At 60.2% G+C, this 17557-nt stretch carries 17 protein-coding genes; 11 read left to right on the top strand and 6 right to left on the bottom strand.

From position 1 onward, the window contains the following. Positions 1 to 118 precede the first annotated feature (118 nt). Together AB4O35_RS01985 and AB4O35_RS01980 are read left to right on the top strand one after the other, a co-directional pair. Positions 119 to 547: a DUF4160 domain-containing protein gene (locus AB4O35_RS01985; RefSeq protein WP_065945491.1), complete on the top strand. Its 429-nt coding sequence runs from the start codon at positions 119 to 121 to the stop codon at positions 545 to 547. Then, positions 544 to 1014 carry a DUF2442 domain-containing protein gene (locus AB4O35_RS01980; RefSeq protein WP_065875356.1) on the top strand — a complete coding sequence of 157 codons (471 nt, stop codon included), beginning with the start codon at positions 544 to 546 and terminating at the stop codon, positions 1012 to 1014. Before AB4O35_RS01985 ends, AB4O35_RS01980 begins: the two co-directional genes overlap by 4 nt. On the opposite strand, the gene trmA is transcribed toward AB4O35_RS01980, so the two are convergent. Next, positions 997 to 2076: a tRNA (uridine(54)-C5)-methyltransferase TrmA gene (gene trmA, locus AB4O35_RS01975; protein WP_065875355.1), complete on the bottom strand. Its 1080-nt coding sequence runs from the start codon at positions 2074 to 2076 to the stop codon at positions 997 to 999. The two genes, AB4O35_RS01980 and trmA, sit on opposite strands and share 18 nt — an antisense overlap. Then, positions 2073 to 3368 (bottom strand): NCS2 family permease, encoded by a 1296-nt coding sequence (locus AB4O35_RS01970; protein ID WP_034117796.1) that lies wholly within the window; start codon positions 3366 to 3368, stop codon positions 2073 to 2075. The genes trmA and AB4O35_RS01970 overlap by 4 nt, the downstream gene beginning before the upstream one ends. A gap of 173 nt (positions 3369 to 3541) precedes the next feature. On the opposite strand from AB4O35_RS01970, the gene AB4O35_RS01965 reads away from it, so the two are divergent. From AB4O35_RS01965 to AB4O35_RS01950, 4 genes are all read left to right on the top strand, one after another. Further along, positions 3542 to 3988, top strand: coding sequence for a DUF4879 domain-containing protein (locus tag AB4O35_RS01965; RefSeq protein ID WP_065875354.1), 447 nt, complete (start codon positions 3542 to 3544; stop codon positions 3986 to 3988). 95 nt (positions 3989 to 4083) lie between these two features. Further along, a complete protein-coding gene (locus AB4O35_RS01960; protein ID WP_065875353.1) occupies positions 4084 to 4590 on the top strand; it encodes a (2Fe-2S)-binding protein in 507 nt (168 codons plus the stop codon). Next, the gene (locus AB4O35_RS01955; RefSeq protein WP_065880431.1) at positions 4587 to 5576 is read left to right on the top strand and encodes an FAD binding domain-containing protein; all 990 of its coding nucleotides are present in this window, start codon (positions 4587 to 4589) and stop codon (positions 5574 to 5576) included. Before AB4O35_RS01960 ends, AB4O35_RS01955 begins: the two co-directional genes overlap by 4 nt. After that, on the top strand, positions 5573 to 7756 hold the full coding sequence (locus tag AB4O35_RS01950) for a xanthine dehydrogenase family protein molybdopterin-binding subunit (RefSeq protein ID WP_065945490.1): 2184 nt from the start codon (positions 5573 to 5575) through the stop codon (positions 7754 to 7756). Before AB4O35_RS01955 ends, AB4O35_RS01950 begins: the two co-directional genes overlap by 4 nt. 74 nt (positions 7757 to 7830) lie before the next feature. Here the strand turns inward: AB4O35_RS01950 and AB4O35_RS01945 are convergent, their stop codons facing one another. Then, entirely contained in the window at positions 7831 to 9069 is a 1239-nt protein-coding gene (locus tag AB4O35_RS01945; RefSeq protein ID WP_049711440.1) for an MFS transporter, read from the bottom strand. Between the two features lie 321 nt (positions 9070 to 9390). Here AB4O35_RS01945 and AB4O35_RS01940 point away from each other — a divergent pair, with 321 nt between their 5' ends. The 3 genes from AB4O35_RS01940 to AB4O35_RS01930 are packed head-to-tail and all read left to right on the top strand — an operon-like array spanning position 9391 to position 12019. Then, positions 9391 to 10830 carry a cytochrome ubiquinol oxidase subunit I gene (locus tag AB4O35_RS01940; RefSeq protein WP_065880430.1) on the top strand — a complete coding sequence of 480 codons (1440 nt, stop codon included), beginning with the start codon at positions 9391 to 9393 and terminating at the stop codon, positions 10828 to 10830. Between the two features lies 1 nt (position 10831). Next, on the top strand, positions 10832 to 11839 hold the full coding sequence (cydB, locus tag AB4O35_RS01935) for a cytochrome d ubiquinol oxidase subunit II (protein WP_065891144.1): 1008 nt from the start codon (positions 10832 to 10834) through the stop codon (positions 11837 to 11839). A gap of 12 nt (positions 11840 to 11851) precedes the next feature. Continuing rightward, complete coding sequence (locus AB4O35_RS01930) at positions 11852 to 12019, top strand: DUF2474 domain-containing protein (protein WP_010562540.1); 168 nt, start codon at positions 11852 to 11854, stop codon at positions 12017 to 12019. A 67-nt stretch (positions 12020 to 12086) separates the two neighbouring features. On the opposite strand, the gene AB4O35_RS01925 is transcribed toward AB4O35_RS01930, so the two are convergent. Next, the gene (locus tag AB4O35_RS01925) at positions 12087 to 13211 is read right to left on the bottom strand and encodes a methyltransferase (protein ID WP_065945489.1); all 1125 of its coding nucleotides are present in this window, start codon (positions 13209 to 13211) and stop codon (positions 12087 to 12089) included. Between the two features lie 161 nt (positions 13212 to 13372). After that, complete coding sequence (locus tag AB4O35_RS01920; RefSeq protein WP_065909825.1) at positions 13373 to 14083, bottom strand: helix-turn-helix transcriptional regulator; 711 nt, start codon at positions 14081 to 14083, stop codon at positions 13373 to 13375. Between the two features lie 383 nt (positions 14084 to 14466). Here AB4O35_RS01920 and AB4O35_RS01915 point away from each other — a divergent pair, with 383 nt between their 5' ends. Then, positions 14467 to 15243 (top strand): ferredoxin--NADP reductase, encoded by a 777-nt coding sequence (locus AB4O35_RS01915; protein WP_065875345.1) that lies wholly within the window; start codon positions 14467 to 14469, stop codon positions 15241 to 15243. A gap of 44 nt (positions 15244 to 15287) precedes the next feature. Here AB4O35_RS01915 and mscL read toward each other — a convergent pair whose 3' ends face one another. After that, positions 15288 to 15707, bottom strand: coding sequence for a large-conductance mechanosensitive channel protein MscL (gene mscL, locus AB4O35_RS01910; RefSeq protein WP_065880427.1), 420 nt, complete (start codon positions 15705 to 15707; stop codon positions 15288 to 15290). A 287-nt stretch (positions 15708 to 15994) separates the two neighbouring features. Here mscL and katB point away from each other — a divergent pair, with 287 nt between their 5' ends. Next, complete coding sequence (katB, locus tag AB4O35_RS01905; RefSeq protein WP_065875343.1) at positions 15995 to 17536, top strand: catalase KatB; 1542 nt, start codon at positions 15995 to 15997, stop codon at positions 17534 to 17536. Positions 17537 to 17557 lie beyond the last annotated feature (21 nt).

Raw genomic sequence — 17557 nt, 5'->3', positions numbered from 1 at the left:
TTCGCCGGGTTTTTTGTGGTTACTAATCTGTGAAACAGCTTCGGGAATATGAAGCCGGTTGTCGGGTGGCACGGGAAAATTGTTACCTGGCGGAAAATAACCTAACGGATGGGTTACGATGAAAGTAGGCGCTTACAAGGGATATGTGATTTCGGTGTTTATCAGGGATGAGCATTGCCCGCCCCATGTGCATGTGAGGGGGAACGGATGGGATGCGCGTTTTAGTTTCAGTTTTCTGGATGGGGATGTTGAGTTGTGGGATGTCGAGCCTGAGCGGCGGCAGCCACCCCTGGCGGTTTTGAAAGAAATACGCGAGGCGATCATGCAGCGGCATTACCTGGCGCGGGCACGCAGGATCTGGTGGGAATACCTGCAAACGGTCTGCCTGGAGAATCACTCCTGGGATTGGGAGGCCCGCGAGGTGTTGCCTGGGCTGATCATTCAGCCGGGTGTTTATGTGATCGCGCGTGCCCGGCACGATGTCGTTGGGCAGAAAACAATTTTGAATCTGGTCAGGGCACCGGGTTTTGTGGAGATTGAACTATGAAGCAAATCGTAAAAGCCAAAGTTGTCCCCTATAAACCGCTCACTGAGGCCGATGTCGAAAAGGCGATAGCCCGAGGGCGTAAGACACGGCACCTTTATGCCCGCGCCAGCTCTGTGCGTTATGAGGACAACTGCATTTCCATCGGCTTCAGCGACGGCAGTCGCGTTGTACTGCCGGTGGCTGGCCTGCCCGAGTTCGCGGGGTTTTCCTTGGAGGACTTTGAGCAACTTGAAGTCGGCTTTGGCGGAAAGGCGCTGTGCTGTGAGGCCCAGGACTTGGATGTTTCGGTCACGGGCCTGATCGCCACCAGCAAACCGCTGATGGACCTAGCCACCAGTTTGGTTGCCTCGCGCAACGGTCGCAAAAGCAGCGCCGCCAAATCTGCCGCCGCCCGAGCCAATGGCAAGAAGGGCGGGCGGCCACGCAAGAAGGAACCTGAGGACGTTGAACTACCGCCGAGTCAGTAACACCCCGGATTCCATATGGTGCGTCCACGGGAACTGGTCAAACAGCGCGCATTGGGTAATGCGGTGCGTGTCATGCAGTTGCGCGATGTTCGCCGCCAACGTCTCCGGGTTGCAGGAGATGTACAGGATATTGTCGAAGCGTCGGGTCAGTTCGCAGGTGTCCGGGTCCATGCCGGCGCGCGGTGGGTCGACGAACACGCTGCCGAACTCATAGCTCTTCAGGTCGATGCCGTGCAGGCGGCGGAACGGGCGCACTTCGTTAAGGGCTTCGGTGAGTTCCTCAGCGGAGAGTCGCACCAGGGTGACGTTATCCACTGCGTTTTCATCGAGGTTGCTCAGGGCTGCATTCACTGAGGTCTTGCTGATCTCGGTGGCCAGCACTTTGCGCACGCGGGTTGCCAAGGGCAGGGTGAAGTTGCCGTTGCCGCAGTACAGCTCAAGCAAATCATCCGGGCGGTCACCCAAGGCTTCGTATGCCCAGTTGAGCATCTTCTGGTTCACCGTGCCGTTGGGTTGGGTGAAGGCACCTTCGGGTTGGCGGTAGCTGAAGGTGCGCCCGCCAACGTCGAGTTTTTCCACCACGTAATCATGGCCGATCACATCGCGCTTGCCCTTCGAGCGGCCGATGATGCTGACGTTCAAGTCGGCAGCCAGCTGGTTCGCGGCAGCGTGCCAATGCTCGTCCAGCGGGCGGTGATAGCACAGAGTAATCATCGCGTCGCCGGCCAGGGTGGTGAGGAACTCCACCTGGAACAGCTTGTGGCTCAGGGCGGCGCTGGCTTGCCAGGCGGCCTTGAGTTGCGGCATCAACTGGTTGATACGCAGGCTTGCGATAGGGAATTCTTCGATCAGGATCGGCGTGCGCTTGTCGTCCTGGGAAAACATCGCGTAGTGGCGCTCACCGCCTTCGCGCCACAGGCGGAACTCCGCGCGCAGGCGGAAGTTCTGCAGGGGCGAGTCGAAGACCTGTGGCTGCGGTGCATCGAACGGTGCCAGCAGGTCACGCAAGCGCGTGACCTTGTCTTGTAGTTGAGCGGTGTAGCGTGCGGCGTCAAAAGTCATGCGTTGAACCAGCCCAGCTTGATCACAAACAGAATCGACAGAATCACCAGCGCCGGGTTCAGCTCACGGTAGCGGCCCGAAAGCAGCTTGATGGCGGTCCAGGCGATGAAACCGAAGGCGATGCCGTTGGCAATGGAGTAAGTGAAGGGCATCGCCAGGGCGGTGATCACCACCGGCGCTGCAACGGTAATGTCGTCCCAGTCGATTTCGGCCAGGCCGGAGGTCATCAGCACGGCCACGAACAGCAACGCGGGTGCGGTGGCAAAGGCGGGAACGCTGGCGGCCAGTGGCGAGAAGAACAGCGCCAGCAGGAACAGGATCGCTACTACGATGGCGGTCAAACCGGTGCGGCCACCCGCGCTCACGCCGGCAGCCGATTCGATGTAGCTGGTAGTCGTCGACGTACCCAGCAGCGAACCGGCCATGGCGGCGGTGCTGTCGGCGATCAGTGCGCGACCCATTTTCGGCATGTGGCCGTCCTTGCCCATCAGGCCCGCGCGCTTGGCGACGCCGATCAGGGTGCCGGAGTTATCGAACAGGTCGACGAACAGGAACGCGAAGATCACGCTCACCAGGCCGATATCCAGCGCGCCTTTAATATCCAACTGAAGGAAAGTCGGGGCCAGGGACGGCGGCATTGAGGTCACGCCGCCGAACGGGGTGACGCCCAGCAGGATCGACACGATGGTCACTGCCAGGATGCCAATCAGCACGGCTCCGCGTACCGCCAGGGCCTCCAGCGCAACGATCAGCACGAAACCCAGGGTGGCGAGGATTGGAGCCGGTTGCTTCAAGTCACCCAGGCCAACCAGCGTGGCCGGGTTGGCAACCACAATCCCGGCGTTGTGCAGCGCAATCAGCGCCAGGAACAGGCCGATACCCGCGGCAATCGCCGAGCGCAGGGGCAGGGGAATACTGTTGATGATCCACTCACGGATACGAAAGATCGACAGCAGGAAGAACAGCACCGCCGAGATAAACACCGCACCCAGCGCAACCTGCCAGGTATGGCCCATGTGCAGGACCACGGTGTAGGTAAAGAAGGCGTTGAGGCCCATGCCCGGCGCGAGTGCGATCGGGTAGTTGGCGATCAGGCCCATCACGGTCGAACCGATGGCCGCCGCCAGGCAGGTCGCAACGAACACCGCGCCCTTGTCCATGCCGGTCTCGCCGAGGATGCTCGGGTTCACGAACAGGATGTAGGCCATGGCCAGGAATGTCGTGATGCCCGCGAGGATCTCGGTGCGCACGTTGGTGTTGTGTGCCTTGAGTTGAAACAGCTTTTCCAGCATGCCTGCTCCCTGTGACGCTCTGTGGCGTCGTGATTTGTTGACCTCTAAGTCAAAGCACAAACTGCGCCAAGCGCCTTTGGTTTCAGAGAGGATCGGAAAAAGCGGCGCATCATACCAGCAGCCGAGGCCTTGAGGCATACTGCGCCGACGTTTAAACGAAGGTCACCCGCAGCATGAAAAACGCTAACCCGTGGAGTCTAGCCCTGATCCCCTGTATCAGCCTGTTGCTCGGCGCAGCACCGGCGTGGGGCGCGACTGCACCGCCCTTGAGCGAAGTGCGTGTGTTCAAGGTCGAGTCGGCAAAGTGCAGCGAGACCATTCCGGAACGTGTAAGCACTACCCAAATGTGTGAACACCGCGGGCCCACCAGGGTTTCTGTGATGGAAGTCGGCCTGGGCAATAACCCGGTTGGCCTCTTTAATGGCGCGGTGTTGAACGGCCAGCGCACGCCGGTATGCCAGGTCGGCAACATCAGCGAGGCCTGCAGCGGGGCTGGCACTTTGATGGGCTACATCTATGTGTTTGACCTGAATGTCCAAGCCCAAGGCTGGTTCGAATACAGCAACGCCTCGATCAACCCCCCGCGAAATACCCTGAAAACCCTGCTCAATATCCGCTGATCAATCTTCTTGAACGCTCAAAACCACGAGAAGTCGTACCCCTGAGACGGCGACTTTTCTAACGCCGCGGATGTACACCAACCCGTGAGGTGTTTATGAGCGCGACCCCCAATGGCGCGGCGGCCCAGCCGTTCGTCAGCCACCCGATACGCCTGCGCCTCAACGGCCAGGACCGCCAGCTGGACGTGTTGCCTTGGACCACGCTGTTGGACCTGCTGCGCGAGCAACTGGACCTGGTCGGCAGCAAAAAAGGCTGCGACCACGGCCAATGCGGCGCCTGCACCGTCTTGCGCGATGGCAAACGGATCAATGCCTGCCTGACGCTGGCGGTGATGTGCGACGGTGCCGAACTCACCACCATCGAAGGCCTGGCCAACGGCGACCAACTGCACCCGATGCAGCAGGCGTTTATCAAACACGATGCCTTCCAATGCGGTTACTGCACCCCTGGCCAGATCTGCTCGGCCGTCGGCCTGGCCAATGAAGGCCGCGCCCACGACACGGCGCAAATCCAAGAGCTGATGAGCGGTAACCTGTGCCGCTGTGGGGCCTACAGCAATATTCGCGATGCCATTGAAGACGTAGTGGGAGGTGAACAATGAATCCCTTCCACTACAGCAAGCCTGCGGATGTGAAAGAAGCGGTTCATCTGAGCAGCGCCGCGTCGCGCTTTATTGCCGGTGGCACCAACCTGCTGGACCTGATGAAAGAAAACATCAGCCGCCCCGAGCATCTCATCGATATCACCGGATTGCCCCTGAATGACATTCAGGAGACTGCCGGTGGCGGTCTGCTGATCGGCGCGTTGGTGAGCAACGCCGACCTGGCCTGGCACCCGCTGATCGAACAGCGTTACCCGCTGCTGTCCCAGGCCATCCTGGCCGGCGCCTCTCCGCAACTGCGCAACATGGCCAGTACCGGCGGCAACCTGTTGCAGCGCACCCGTTGCTACTACTTCTATGACGCGACCGTGCCGTGCAATAAGCGTGAGCCCGGCAGTGGCTGCCCGGCACGCACCGGTTTGAACCGTATTCACGCGATCCTCGGCGCCAGTGAACAGTGCGTCGCGACCCATCCCTCCGACATGTGCGTCGCTTTGGCAGCGCTGGAGGCGAGGGTGCATGTAGAGGGGCGCGGCGGTTCGCGGGTCATTGAGTTCGCCGACTTTCATCGCCTGCCGGGTGATGCGCCGCAACGGGACAACCAATTGGCCGACGATGAGCTGATCACCGCCATCGAACTGCCCGCCGATCATCTGGCAAACCATAGCAATTACCTGAAAATCCGCGACCGTGCCTCCTATGCGTTCGCCCTGGTGTCTGTGGCTGCCGCGCTTGAGCTGGACGGCGACACCATCATCGACGCGCGCCTGGCCCTGGGTGGCGTGGCCCACAAACCCTGGCGTGACCGCGCGGTGGAAGCCGCACTGATCGGCCAGGTTGTTAGCCGCGAAACCTTCAGTCACGCCGCCGATGCCCTGTTGCAAGACGCCGAGCCGCTGCAACACAACGGCTTCAAGATCAAGCTGGCACGCCGGGGGATTATTCGCGCCCTGAGCGACGCCGCTGTCGCAGGAGAACGCCCATGAGTGCTATCGGCAAACCCTTGGACCGCGTTGACGGTCTGCTCAAGGTCACAGGCAAGGCGCGGTATGCCGGTGAGTTTCCCGAAGAAGGCCTGCTGCATGGCAGCGTAGTGTCGAGCACCGTGGCCAAGGGCCGGGTGCTGCGTATCGACGCGACCAAGGCGCTGGCGCTGCCGGGTGTGGTGGAGGTTCTCCATCACCTCAATCGGCCAAAAATCGCCAGCTACGATGATGCTTTCCAGGACGATGATGCCGCCGACGGCTCGCCGTTTCGCCCGCTGTACAACGATCGGGTACTGTACAGCGGCCAGCCACTGGCGCTGGTGATCGCCGATAACCTCGAGCTGGCGCGACATGCCGGCTCCCTGGTGGAGATCGAGTACGAAACCGAAGCCTTTGAAACCGACTTGCTGGCCTTGCAGGAACAGGCGTACGCGTCGCCGCAGACGCCGCCCAAGCCGCGCGGCAACTTCCAGGCCGAATGGACCGGCGCTGCCGTCAGCCTGGATCTGCACTACAGCACCCCTATCGAACACCACAACCCGATGGAGCCCCACGCCAGCACCGTGCTGTTTCAGCCGGACGGCACGCTGCACATCCACGACAAGACCCAAGGCCCGCAGAACTGCCAGGCCTATGTGCAAAAAGTCTTCGGCCTGGATAAAAGCCAGGTGCGTATCTTCGCGGCATTTGTCGGCGGCGCCTTTGGCTCCGGCCTGCGCCCGCAGTACCAATTGCCGCTGGCGGTGATGGCGTCCCTGGCACTCAAGCGCTCGGTGCGGGTCACGCTGACGCGTCAGCAGATGTTCACCTTCGGCTACCGCCCACGCACCTTGCAGCGTTTGCAGCTGGGCGCCGCCGCCAACGGCCGCCTGCTGGCACTGGGGCACACCGCGATTGGCCAGACGTCGCGCTTCGAGGATTTCAGTGAGCACGTGGTGGAATGGAGCGGCATGCTCTACCACTGCGATAACGTGCAGCTGACTTATAAGTTGGTGCCACTGGATGTATTCACGCCGCTGGACATGCGTGCACCTGGGGCGGCCCTCGGGGTGATCGGCCTGGAGTGCGCCATGGACGAATTGGCCAGCGCATTGGGGATGGACCCGGTGCAACTGCGGCTGATCAACTATGCCGAACGCAATCAGAACGAAGACAAGCCCTGGTCGAGCAAAGCCCTGCGCGAGTGTTACGGCGAAGGTGCCGAGCGTTTCGGCTGGCACCAACGCAACCCGGAACCGCGCAGCATGCGCGACGGCCGCCAGTTGATCGGCTGGGGCATGGCCGGCGGCGTGTGGGAGGCGATGCAGATGAAGGCCAGCGCCAAGGCGCGTATTGATGCCAAGGGCAAACTGACCGTCAGCAGCGCCACCACCGATATCGGCACGGGCACCTACACGGTGATGACCCAGATCGCGGCCCAGGCCAGTGGCGTGGCGGTTGAGGACGTGGACTTTCTGTTGGGGGATTCATCGTTGCCCACTGCGCCGCTGCAGGGCGGGTCGTTTACGGTGTCCTCCGTCGGCACGGCTGTGCAGCAGGCCTGCGAAGCGTTGAACGCCAAGCTGTTGGCCGTTGCCCGGCAGACGTATCCGGTATTCAAGGAGGCCGAGGCCGTACGCTTTGAAGACGGCCAACTGCATACGGGTGACGTCAGTGTGTCGTTGGCGCAGTTGGTCAAGGACAGTGGCGAAGACGTGTTGGAGGTGCAGGTCGACAGCGAGCCCGACAAGCAGCGCGAGGGGTTTGCTACTGCCACCCATTCGGCAGTATTTGTCGAGGTGCGCGTGGACGAAGACCTGGGCACGATCAACGTCAGCCGGGTGGTCAGCGCGATTGCCGCCGGGCGCGTGGTCAACCCGAAGATGGCGCGCAGCCAGATCCTCGGCGGGGTGGTATGGGGTATTGGCATGGCCCTGCACGAAGAAACCCAGATCGACCATCAATTGGGGCGTTACATGAACCATAGCCTGGCGGAGTACCACATCCCGGTCAACGCTGATATCGGCGAGATTGACGTGGTGTTTGTCGAAGAACACGACGAGATCGTCAATGCCCTCGGGTCCAAGGGGGTTGGTGAGATCGGTATTGTGGGTGTGGCGGCGGCGGTGGCGAATGCGATTTATCACGCTACGGGGAAGCGAGTGCGGGAGTTTCCGATCACCTTGGACAAAGTGCTTTGACGCCAATCTCCAAGCCACTGAAGATCAAGTGTGGGAGCTGGCGGGCCAGCTCCCACAGTGTTTTGCGGTGTGGCTTAAACCTTGGGCTCTTCCACCGGCACATGCATCCGATCCCGATTCGCCAGGGTCGGGAACAGCTTGATCCACACCCCCGTCACCACCAGCGTACCGATCCCGCCCATGACCACGGCAGGCACGGTGCCGAACCAGTGGGCGGTGATGCCCGATTCAAACTCGCCCAACTGATTCGACGCGCCGATAAACAACCCGTTGACCGCACTGACCCGCCCGCGCATTTCATCCGGTGTCTCCAGTTGCACGAACGAGGCGCGGATCACCATGCTGATCATGTCCGCCGCACCCAGCACCACCAGCACCGCCAGGGAAAACCAGAACGAGGTAGACAGGCCGAACGCGATGGTCGCCACGCCGAATACGCCGACGGCGGTGAACATCACTCGCCCCACATGCCGGTCCACCGCGAACCGCGCCAACCATAACGACATCAATAACGCGCCCACCGCCGGTGCCGAACGCAACAGGCCCAGGCCCCAGGCGCCGGTCAGCAAGATGTCCTTGGCGAACACTGGCAGCAGCGCGGTGGCACCGCCCAGCAGCACGGCGAACAAGTCGAGGGAGATGGCACCGAGAATATCCGGGCGGCTGCGGATAAAGCGGATGCCGGCAAGCAGAGAGTCCATGGTCGCCTTGGCTTTGTTTAGCGGCGTTTGGCGCGCGGGCAAATTCAGGGTCAGCACGCACGCGATCAGGTACAGCACCACCGTGGGGCCATACACCCACACGCTGCCGAAGGCGTAGAGCAAACCGCCAAGGGCCGGGGCGACAATGGTCGCCAACTGCTGGGCCGACTGCGATGAGGCCACGGCCCGTGGGAACAGTGCGGCGGGCACAAGGCTCGGGAGCATCGCCTGGGTGGTGGGCATTTCAAATGAGCGCGCGGCGCCGAGCAGGAAGGCGAGGATAAAGATCATCTCGCGGGTTACGTTGCCGGTCAGGCCACCGATGGCCAGGGACAGCGCAATCAGCGCCTGCACGGTCTGGCAGATGGCGGCGACCTTGCGTCGCTCATAGCGGTCGGCCACATGCCCGGTGTGCAGCATGAACAGCACGCGCGGCACGAATTCCACCAAGCCGACCAAACCCAGGTCCAGCACATTGCCCGTCAGTTGGTAGAGGTTCCAGCCGATGGCCACGGTGAGCATCTGGAAGCCGCTGGCGGTGAAGATCCGTGCCAGCCAGAACGCGATGAAAGGGCGGTGGTGACGTAACAGCAACGCAGGTTCGCTAGGCATCGGGAATTCGGGTCAAGGCCGGAGGAAGCGCCGAGATTATCATTAAGTTGTAACAGATAGTTGCAAGAACTGAGCTGAGGCAGTCTGTCACGCGGCAAAAGACCACACAGGCCAACCGCAAAAATGGGACTACTCTTTTAGCAATGCTTGATCCAGGTCAATGCCTTCGCAGCGTCAGTGCAAGGCGGCAGGCCAGGCAAGCATCCCAGCGTGATTGGACAAAAAAAGAAACGAATTGAAATTCGGCGTACTCCATATCGATGGGGGCAGTGATTGCAGGCCGCCGGCCGGCATTCGGTATTACCTGAAAGAGGAAAACTTATGTTCGGTTTGGAGGCGCTAGATCTCGCCCGAATCCAGTTCGCGTTCACCATCTCATTCCATATCCTGTTCCCGGCGATCACCATCGGCCTGGCCAGTTACCTTGCGGTGCTGGAAGGCTTGTGGCTCAAGACCCACAACGACACTTACCGTGACCTCTACCACTTCTGGTCGAAGATCTTTGCCGTCAACTTCGGCATGGGCGTGGTGTCCGGCTTGGTGATGGCCTACCAGTTCGGCACCAACTGGAGCCGCTTCTCGGACTTTGCCGGCGCCGTTACCGGGCCGCTTCTGACCTACGAAGTGCTCACGGCCTTCTTCCTCGAGGCCGGTTTCCTCGGCGTGATGTTATTCGGTTGGAACAAGGTCGGGCGCAACCTGCACTTTTTCTCCACCGTGATGGTGGCCGTGGGTACGTTGATTTCGACCTTCTGGATCCTGTCGTCCAACAGCTGGATGCAGACGCCCCAGGGCTTTGAAATCATTGACGGCCGCGTGATCCCAACTGATTGGTTCGCCGTGGTCTTCAACCCGTCGTTCCCTTATCGCCTGGCGCACATGGCCACGGCGGCCTTCGTGGCCACCGCGTTTTTTGTCGGCTCCTCGGCGGCCTGGCACTTGTTGCGCGGCAAGGACAATCCGGCGATCCGCAAAATGCTCTCGATGGCGATGTGGATGGCCCTGATCGTTGCGCCGATCCAGGCGGTGATCGGCGACTTCCATGGCCTCAATACCTTGAAGCACCAGCCGGCGAAAATCGCCGCGATTGAAGGCCACTGGGAAAACAAAGGCAACGAACCGACACCGCTGATCCTGTTTGGCTGGCCCGACATGAAGGCCGAAAAAACCAAATACGCGGTGGAAATTCCGTACCTGGGCAGCCTGATCCTGACCCACTCTCTGGATAAACAGGTGCCTGCACTCAAGGACTTCCCTCCGGAAGATCGTCCTAATTCGACCATCGTGTTCTGGTCGTTCCGGGTCATGGTCGGCCTGGGCTTCCTGATGATCTTCACCGGCCTGTTCAGCCTATGGCTGCGCCGGGGCGACAAGATGTACACGTCCAAACCGTTCCTGTACCTGGCGTTGTGGATGGGCCCATCCGGCCTGATTGCGATCCTTGCGGGTTGGTTCACCACCGAGATCGGCCGCCAGCCGTGGGTGGTCTACGGCTTGATGCGCACAGCGGATGCTTCGTCCGGGCATAGCCTGGCGCAGATGACCATTACCCTGGTGTTGTTCGTGGTGGTGTACTTCGCGCTGTTTGGTGCGGGCCTTGGCTACATGATGCGTTTGGTGCGCAAAGGCCCTGTGGCCCATGACGTGACCGAGCCAACCCACGGCGGCCCTGGCCAGAAACGTACGCCGGCACGTCCTTTGTCTGCTGCCGATGACGGCACCGACAATGAGCACGACGACATCCAGCACAAGGGGAATTGAGATGGGTATTGATCTTCCGCTGATCTGGGCCGTGATCATCATCTTCGGCATCATGATGTACGTGGTCATGGACGGCTTCGACCTGGGTATCGGCATCCTGTTTCCGTTTATCCCAGGCAAGACCGACCGTGATGTGATGATGAACACCGTGGCGCCGGTCTGGGACGGTAACGAAACCTGGTTGGTATTGGGCGGCGCGGCACTGTTCGGCGCGTTCCCGTTGGCCTATTCGGTGGTGTTGTCGGCGCTGTACCTGCCGCTGATCCTGATGCTGATCGGGCTGATCTTTCGCGGGGTCGCGTTCGAGTTCCGCTTCAAGGCCAAAGACCAAAAGCGTCACCTGTGGGACAAGGCGTTTATCGGCGGCTCGTTGGCTGCAACGTTCTTCCAAGGCGTGGCGCTGGGGGCGTTTATCGATGGCATCCCGGTGGTGAATCGCCAGTTCGCCGGCGGTTCGCTGGACTGGGCCACGCCGTTCACGATGTTCTGCGGTGTGGCGTTGATCGTGGCCTATGCGTTGCTCGGTTGCACCTGGCTGATCATGAAGACCGAAGGCCCGTTGCAGGAGAAGATGCACAACCTGGCGCGGCCCCTGGCGTTCGTGGTGCTGGCCGTGATCGGCATCGTGAGTATCTGGACGCCGCTGACGCACCCGGAAATTGCCTCGCGCTGGTTCACCCTGCCAAACCTGTTCTGGTTCCTGCCAGTGCCGATCCTGGTGCTGGTGACCATGTACGGTCTGTTCCGCGCCGTGGCACGCAACGCGCACTACACGCCGTTCCTGCTGACACTGGTGCTGATCTTCCTGGGATACAGCGGCCTGGGTATCAGCCTGTGGCCGAACATCATTCCGCCATCGGTGTCGATCTGGGACGCTGCCGCGCCGCCGCAAAGCCAGGGCTTCATGCTGGTGGGCACGTTATTCATCATCCCGTTCATCCTGGGCTACACCTTCTGGAGCTACTACGTGTTCCGCGGCAAGGTCACCCACGAAGACGGTTATCACTAGGAGGGTCGTCTCATGTCTGGCAAGCCTACGTTGCACGAGATTGAACAGGCCGAGAAACAGCCGTTGTGGCGGCGCCTGGGGTGGCTGGCGATGATCTGGACTGGCAGCGTGCTGGCCTTGTTCGTCGTGGCGAGCCTTATGCGCATGTTCATGAACGCGGCTGGCTTGACCACCCACTGACATCCCATCCCGTTGCCTTGCGGCACGGTTTTTGGCCCCGCCTCTGCTCGCAGTGGCGGGGCCTTTTTTATTTGCGCGCTTTGAGGATCACGAATTTCGGCGTGGTGGCGATTTGCTCGACGCCCCGGAACAAGCGTGCCAGCTTGGTGTGATAACCCAGGTGGCGGTTGCCGACTATATAGAGGGCGCCGCCGACTACCAGTGCTTCACGCGCCTGCTGGAACATACGCCAGGCGAGGAAGTCACCGACCACCTGTTGCTGGTGGAACGGCGGGTTGCACAGCACCACGTCCAGCGAATCGGGCGCCTGGCCGGCCAAGCCATCGGCGGCGCGTACGATGACGTCGCGCTCACCGAGCGCTGCTTGCCAGTTATCGGCCGCCGACTGCACGGCCATATAGGACTCGTCCACCAGGGTGTATTGCGCCTCGGGGTTTTGCAGCGCGCTGGCAATCGCCAGTACGCCGTTGCCACACCCCAGGTCTGCCACCCGCGCGCTGCCCAGGTTTTTCGGCAGGTGCGGCAGGAACGCACGGGTGCCGATGTCTAGGCTTTCGCGGCAGAACACGTTGGCGTGGTTCAGCAACTCGATGGCTGGCGCGTCCAGGGTGTAGCGGGTCGGATACGGCGAGACAGCCGCGGGACGATCTTCAACAGTGGCGATCAGCAATCGCGCTTTCTTGACCGCCAGCGATGCGTGCATCGGCCCGATGTAGCGCTCCAGCAACTCGCCCGCCGCCCGTGGCAAGTGCTTGATCATCGCCCCGGCAATCACTTCGGCGCCTGGCGCAAGTTGGCCTTGCAGGCGGATCAGTTGCTCTTCGAGCAGGGCCAGGGTTTTCGGCACGCGGATCAGTACGCGGTCAAAAGGCCCGGCCGGGGCCTGGCTGGCCGGGATGAACGGCACAGCGTCAAACGCCTTGCTGTTGCGCACCAGGTTTTTCTCCAGGCCCTGGGCTGCCAGGAATGAGTCGCCGCTGGAGGTTACCTGCACGTGGCCTTGTAGGCTGGCGGCCAGGGCGCCGAAGCTGTCATTGAGCACCAATACGCGTGTATCAGTCGTCGGCTGCTGTTCGGCCAGATGATTGAGCAGGTGCTCGTCTGCCGCATCGAAGGCTTGCAGCGGATCATTATGTTGCTCTGGCTGGCGGATCAGATCGAGCTGGGCGAAGGGGCTTTCGAGCAGGGGCATGGCGGGGGAGGCTCTGGGTAAACGATAAGTGTTCGGCAGTGGCCAGCCGAGACGTCTGAGTGAACCACGGGCGGCCTCCCGGGGGGGCTGCTCAACACTCAGAATTGGCCGCAAATGTTACTTTTTTTTCAGCGGGATTACATGCGGTGATTGTTGGCGGGTTAAATAATCCCGTCTTGCGCGGCGCGGAGCACGGCGGCGATCTTGTTGTTGACCCCCAGTTTTTTCAGGCAACTGCAGACATGAAAGCCTACAGTGCGTTCTGATAAACAAAGGATGGCGGCGATGTCCGCTGCGGTCTTGCCCTTGCCGGACCACATGAGCACTTCCGTTTCACGCGGGGTCAATAGGCTGGCGGGGTGGGTGCTGGGTTTGTCGGCGTATTTATGCGCCAGAACTGTATGCATCGCGTGACATAACCACAGCATCAGCCCGGATTTTTCGTAGAGCTCTTCCGGCGTGATTGCGCCTTTACCACGGCTCAGGGTCAACATGCTGAACATGCCCCGGAAATCATGGACGGTTATGGTCAGCGCCATGTGCACGCCTAACGTCTGCGCCAATGACCAAAGGCTGGGTACGTCTTTAAAGGTTTCTTCCTTCCAGACAATGGGCAGCGGGTTCTCCCTGCAATGCTTCACCACCGGGTCTACGCCAAAGAAGCTCGCCTGGTCATAGACTGTTTTCCATTCATTTGGGTAGTTGGTGAATTCAATCGGATTGACTTGGTTTTTTGGCAGGTTAGCGCTCATCTTGAAGGAACAGTGTTGGAAGCCGAGCTCTAGCGTTCTGATGCCCACCATTTCAAACACGCTGGTGACCTCATCTTCGCCTTCCAGTTTGGGAAGCCGTGTGTTGCGCCAGTTAATCATTGGTATTACTCCATGGAATTCTCCGTGCCTTGAGGTACGTCCTGGACCCCCAACGCTGCACGAAAATGAGTGTAGGACAACGGCTACATATCGAGAGGAAAATTTCGTTTTGGCGCGCAGGTCTTTAAGAATTTTTCTGCAAAGGAACCTGCTGGCGTTGGCCGCGGGCCGTCTGAATGTCACGGTTTATTAGGCGTTTAAAGGCGGTGTAACGATCAGCTAACAACGTGTTTATAGACAGGGTTGAAAGGCTAATAGCAAATTGATTGGCGGTGCAATTGGATAGCCACTACTGCACGCATCGCGCGATACCACTACCAACCATAGGTGTTTCCATGCGCCACTTTGAGGGACACTAGGGCACCTGTTGAACGGAGGCCCCCATGACGGCCAGCGCTGAGAAATTCACCCGCCAGACCTTGCTCGATGTGCAATCGCTGACCCCCAGCCTGTTTACCCTGCGCACCACCCGCGATCCCGGTTTCCGGTTCACTGCCGGCCAATTCGTACGCGTGGGGGTGACCAAGGCGGATGGCAGCACCGTCTGGCGCGCCTATTCCTTAGTGTCCTCGCCGTTTGATGAGCACTTGGATTTTTTCTCGATCGTTGTCCCGGGCGGTGAGTTCACCAGTGAGCTGAGTCGCCTGCGGGTGGGCGACACCTTGATGGTGGAACGCCAGGCCACCGGATTCCTGACGTTGAACCGTTTCGTCGATGGCCGCGATTTGTGGATGCTGGGCACTGGCACCGGGGTGGCGCCGTTTTTGTCGATCCTGCAGGACTTCGAGGTGTGGGAGAAATTCGAGCGCATCCTCCTCGTGTACAGCGCCCGCGAAGCGAAGGAGCTGGCCTATCAGGCGCTGATCAAGGAACTGGGCGAGCGCGAGTACCTGGCCGAATACGCGCACAAGCTCACCTACATTCCTATCGTGACCCGTGAACAACACCCAGGCGCGCTGAATGGGCGCATCACGACGCTGATTGAAAATGGCGAACTGGAACGCGCGGCCGGCGTCGAGCTGGCCCCGGAGCACTCCCGTGTGCTGATCTGCGGCAACCCGCAGATGGTTGATGACACGCGGCAGTTGCTCAAGCAGCGCGATATGAATCTGAGCCTGAGCCGTCGCCCTGGTCAGGTGGCGGTAGAAAACTACTGGTAATAAAAAAGGCGCCTCAAGCAGGCGCCTTTTTTTCAAACCGGTATTTACTGAAGCGGCTTGTCGTTCTGTGCCTTGAGCAGATCACGGATCTCACCCAGCAACACTTCTTCCTTGGTCGGCGTCGGTGGCAGGCTTGGCGCCACGGCTTCTTCACGTTTCAGGCGGTTGATCGCCTTCACACCCATGAAGATCGCAAACGCGACGATGACAAAGTCGATCACGCTCTGGATGAACTTGCCATACGCCAGGACGACCGCAGGCACATCGCCCTGTGCGGCCTTGAGCGTTATTGCCAGGTCACCAAAGTCCACGCCACCAATCAACAGACCAATGGGTGGCATCACCACGTCGCCTACAAAGGAGGAAACAATTTTGCCGAAGGCGGCGCCGATGATGATACCGACGGCCATGTCGACCACATTACCTTTGACCGCGAAGGCCTTGAACTCACTGATCACGCCCATAGGTTATTCCTTGTTACAGATGAGAAGGGTGGGGCTCAGTGTAAGTCAGTCATAGCGGGCTTGCCTGACACAACCGTTAACACTGTTAGTTTTTATCGACACATTAAATCGCAAATAGTTTGCAAAGTGCCATCAATTGCGCGCGAAATACGCGCCAAATCAGGTGCTTACCAGATTATTTTATCAATCGGGTTGGTACGTCTTTTCTATTTATCTTCTGACGCTCGGGTCACTAGCCTCTGGCAAGCACAACTGAATGTGCATTAAAAAAACCAGAGGAAACCTTGATGAAAACCCCAATGAGCCGCGGGCCTGTTACAGCGCGAACCGCGCTGGTACTGGTGACCGCCAGCCTGCTGTCCCTCTCTGTGCAAGCCGCCAACTTGACCCGCGATAACGGTGCGGCGGTGGGTGACAACCAGAACTCGCAGACCGCCGGCGCCAACGGCCCGGTACTGCTGCAAGACGTGCAACTGATCCAGAAGCTGCAACGCTTCGACCGCGAACGCATCCCGGAGCGCGTGGTACACGCCCGTGGCACCGGCGCCCACGGTACCTTCACGGTCACCGATAACCTCAGCGACTTGACCAAGGCCAAGGTATTCGCGGCGGGCGAAACCACACCGGTATTCGTGCGCTTCTCCGCCGTGGTACACGGCAACCATTCCCCGGAAACCCTGCGCGACCCGCGCGGTTTCGCCACCAAGTTCTACACCGCCGACGGCAACTGGGACCTGGTGGGCAACAACTTCCCGACGTTCTTTATCCGCGATGCCATCAAGTTCCCGGACATGGTCCACGCGTTCAAACCTGACCCGCGCACCAACCTCGATGACGACTCCCGTCGCTTTGACTTCTTCTCCCACGTGCCCGAGTCCACGCGCACGCTGACCGAGCTGTACTCCGACTCCGGCACCCCGGCCAGCTATCGGGAAATGGATGGCAACGGCGTGCACGCCTACAAGCTGATCAACGCCAAGGGCGAAGTGCACTACGTCAAATTCCACTGGAAGAGCCTGCAAGGCATCAAGAACCTTGATCCCAAGCAAGTCACCGAAGTGCAGGGCCGTGACTACAGCCACATGACCAACGACCTGGTCACGCATATCAACAAGGGCGACTTCCCCAAGTGGGACCTGTACGTGCAGGTGCTCAAGCCTGAAGACCTGGCCAAGTTCGACTTCGACCCACTGGACGCCACCAAGATCTGGCCGAATGTGCCCGAGCGCAAAGTCGGGCAGATGGTACTCAACCGCAACCCGGCCAACGTCTTCCAGGAAACCGAGCAGGTGGCTATGGCCCCGGCCAACCTGGTTCCGGGCATCGAACCGTCGGAAGACCGCCTGCTGCAAGGCCGGGTGTTTTCCTATGCTGACACCCAGATGTACCGCCTGGGCGCCAATGCCCTGCAACTGCCGATCAACGCGCCACGCGTGACCGTCAACAATGGCAATCAGGACGGCGCACTGAATTTCGGCAAAACCACCAGCGGCGTGAACTACCAGCCAAGCCGCCTGGAGCCTCGGGAAGAGCCGCAAACCGCGCGCTACAGCCAATCGGCCCTGTCGGGCAGCACCCAGCAGACGAAGATCCAGCGTGAGCAGAACTTCAAGCAGGCCGGTGATCTGTACCGCTCCTTCAATAAAAAAGAGCGTCAGGACCTGATCGAGAACTTCGGCGGCTCGCTGGCAACCACCGATGATGAAAGCAAGCACATCATCCTGTCGTTCCTTTACAAAGCCGACCCGGAGTACGGCACTGGCGTAGCCAAGGTTGCCAAGGGGGACCTGGCGCGCGTGAAGGCGCTGGCGGAAAAACTGACTGACTGATCCGTTGGTTATGGTCGGCGC

The organism is Pseudomonas sp. H1_A03 (genome assembly GCF_054685145.1).
The sequence above is the reverse complement of the archived record's forward strand: the minus strand, read 5'-3'. Positions and strand labels throughout refer to the sequence as shown.

Coding starts and splice junctions, on each gene's coding strand:
- katB (WP_065875343.1), top strand. CDS start 15,995: ATGAAAACCCCAATGAGCCGCGGGCCTGTTACAGCGCGAACCGCGCTG.
- trmA (WP_065875355.1), bottom strand. CDS start 2,076: ATGACTTTTGACGCCGCACGCTACACCGCTCAACTACAAGACAAGGTC.
- AB4O35_RS01940 (WP_065880430.1), top strand. CDS start 9,391: ATGTTCGGTTTGGAGGCGCTAGATCTCGCCCGAATCCAGTTCGCGTTC.
- AB4O35_RS01950 (WP_065945490.1), top strand. CDS start 5,573: ATGAGTGCTATCGGCAAACCCTTGGACCGCGTTGACGGTCTGCTCAAG.
- AB4O35_RS01920 (WP_065909825.1), bottom strand. CDS start 14,083: ATGATTAACTGGCGCAACACACGGCTTCCCAAACTGGAAGGCGAAGAT.
- AB4O35_RS01915 (WP_065875345.1), top strand. CDS start 14,467: ATGACGGCCAGCGCTGAGAAATTCACCCGCCAGACCTTGCTCGATGTG.
- AB4O35_RS01985 (WP_065945491.1), top strand. CDS start 119: ATGAAAGTAGGCGCTTACAAGGGATATGTGATTTCGGTGTTTATCAGG.
- AB4O35_RS01965 (WP_065875354.1), top strand. CDS start 3,542: ATGAAAAACGCTAACCCGTGGAGTCTAGCCCTGATCCCCTGTATCAGC.
- mscL (WP_065880427.1), bottom strand. CDS start 15,707: ATGGGCGTGATCAGTGAGTTCAAGGCCTTCGCGGTCAAAGGTAATGTG.
- AB4O35_RS01955 (WP_065880431.1), top strand. CDS start 4,587: ATGAATCCCTTCCACTACAGCAAGCCTGCGGATGTGAAAGAAGCGGTT.
- AB4O35_RS01980 (WP_065875356.1), top strand. CDS start 544: ATGAAGCAAATCGTAAAAGCCAAAGTTGTCCCCTATAAACCGCTCACT.
- cydB (WP_065891144.1), top strand. CDS start 10,832: ATGGGTATTGATCTTCCGCTGATCTGGGCCGTGATCATCATCTTCGGC.
- AB4O35_RS01960 (WP_065875353.1), top strand. CDS start 4,084: ATGAGCGCGACCCCCAATGGCGCGGCGGCCCAGCCGTTCGTCAGCCAC.
- AB4O35_RS01970 (WP_034117796.1), bottom strand. CDS start 3,368: ATGCTGGAAAAGCTGTTTCAACTCAAGGCACACAACACCAACGTGCGC.
- AB4O35_RS01930 (WP_010562540.1), top strand. CDS start 11,852: ATGTCTGGCAAGCCTACGTTGCACGAGATTGAACAGGCCGAGAAACAG.
- AB4O35_RS01925 (WP_065945489.1), bottom strand. CDS start 13,211: ATGCCCCTGCTCGAAAGCCCCTTCGCCCAGCTCGATCTGATCCGCCAG.
- AB4O35_RS01945 (WP_049711440.1), bottom strand. CDS start 9,069: ATGCCTAGCGAACCTGCGTTGCTGTTACGTCACCACCGCCCTTTCATC.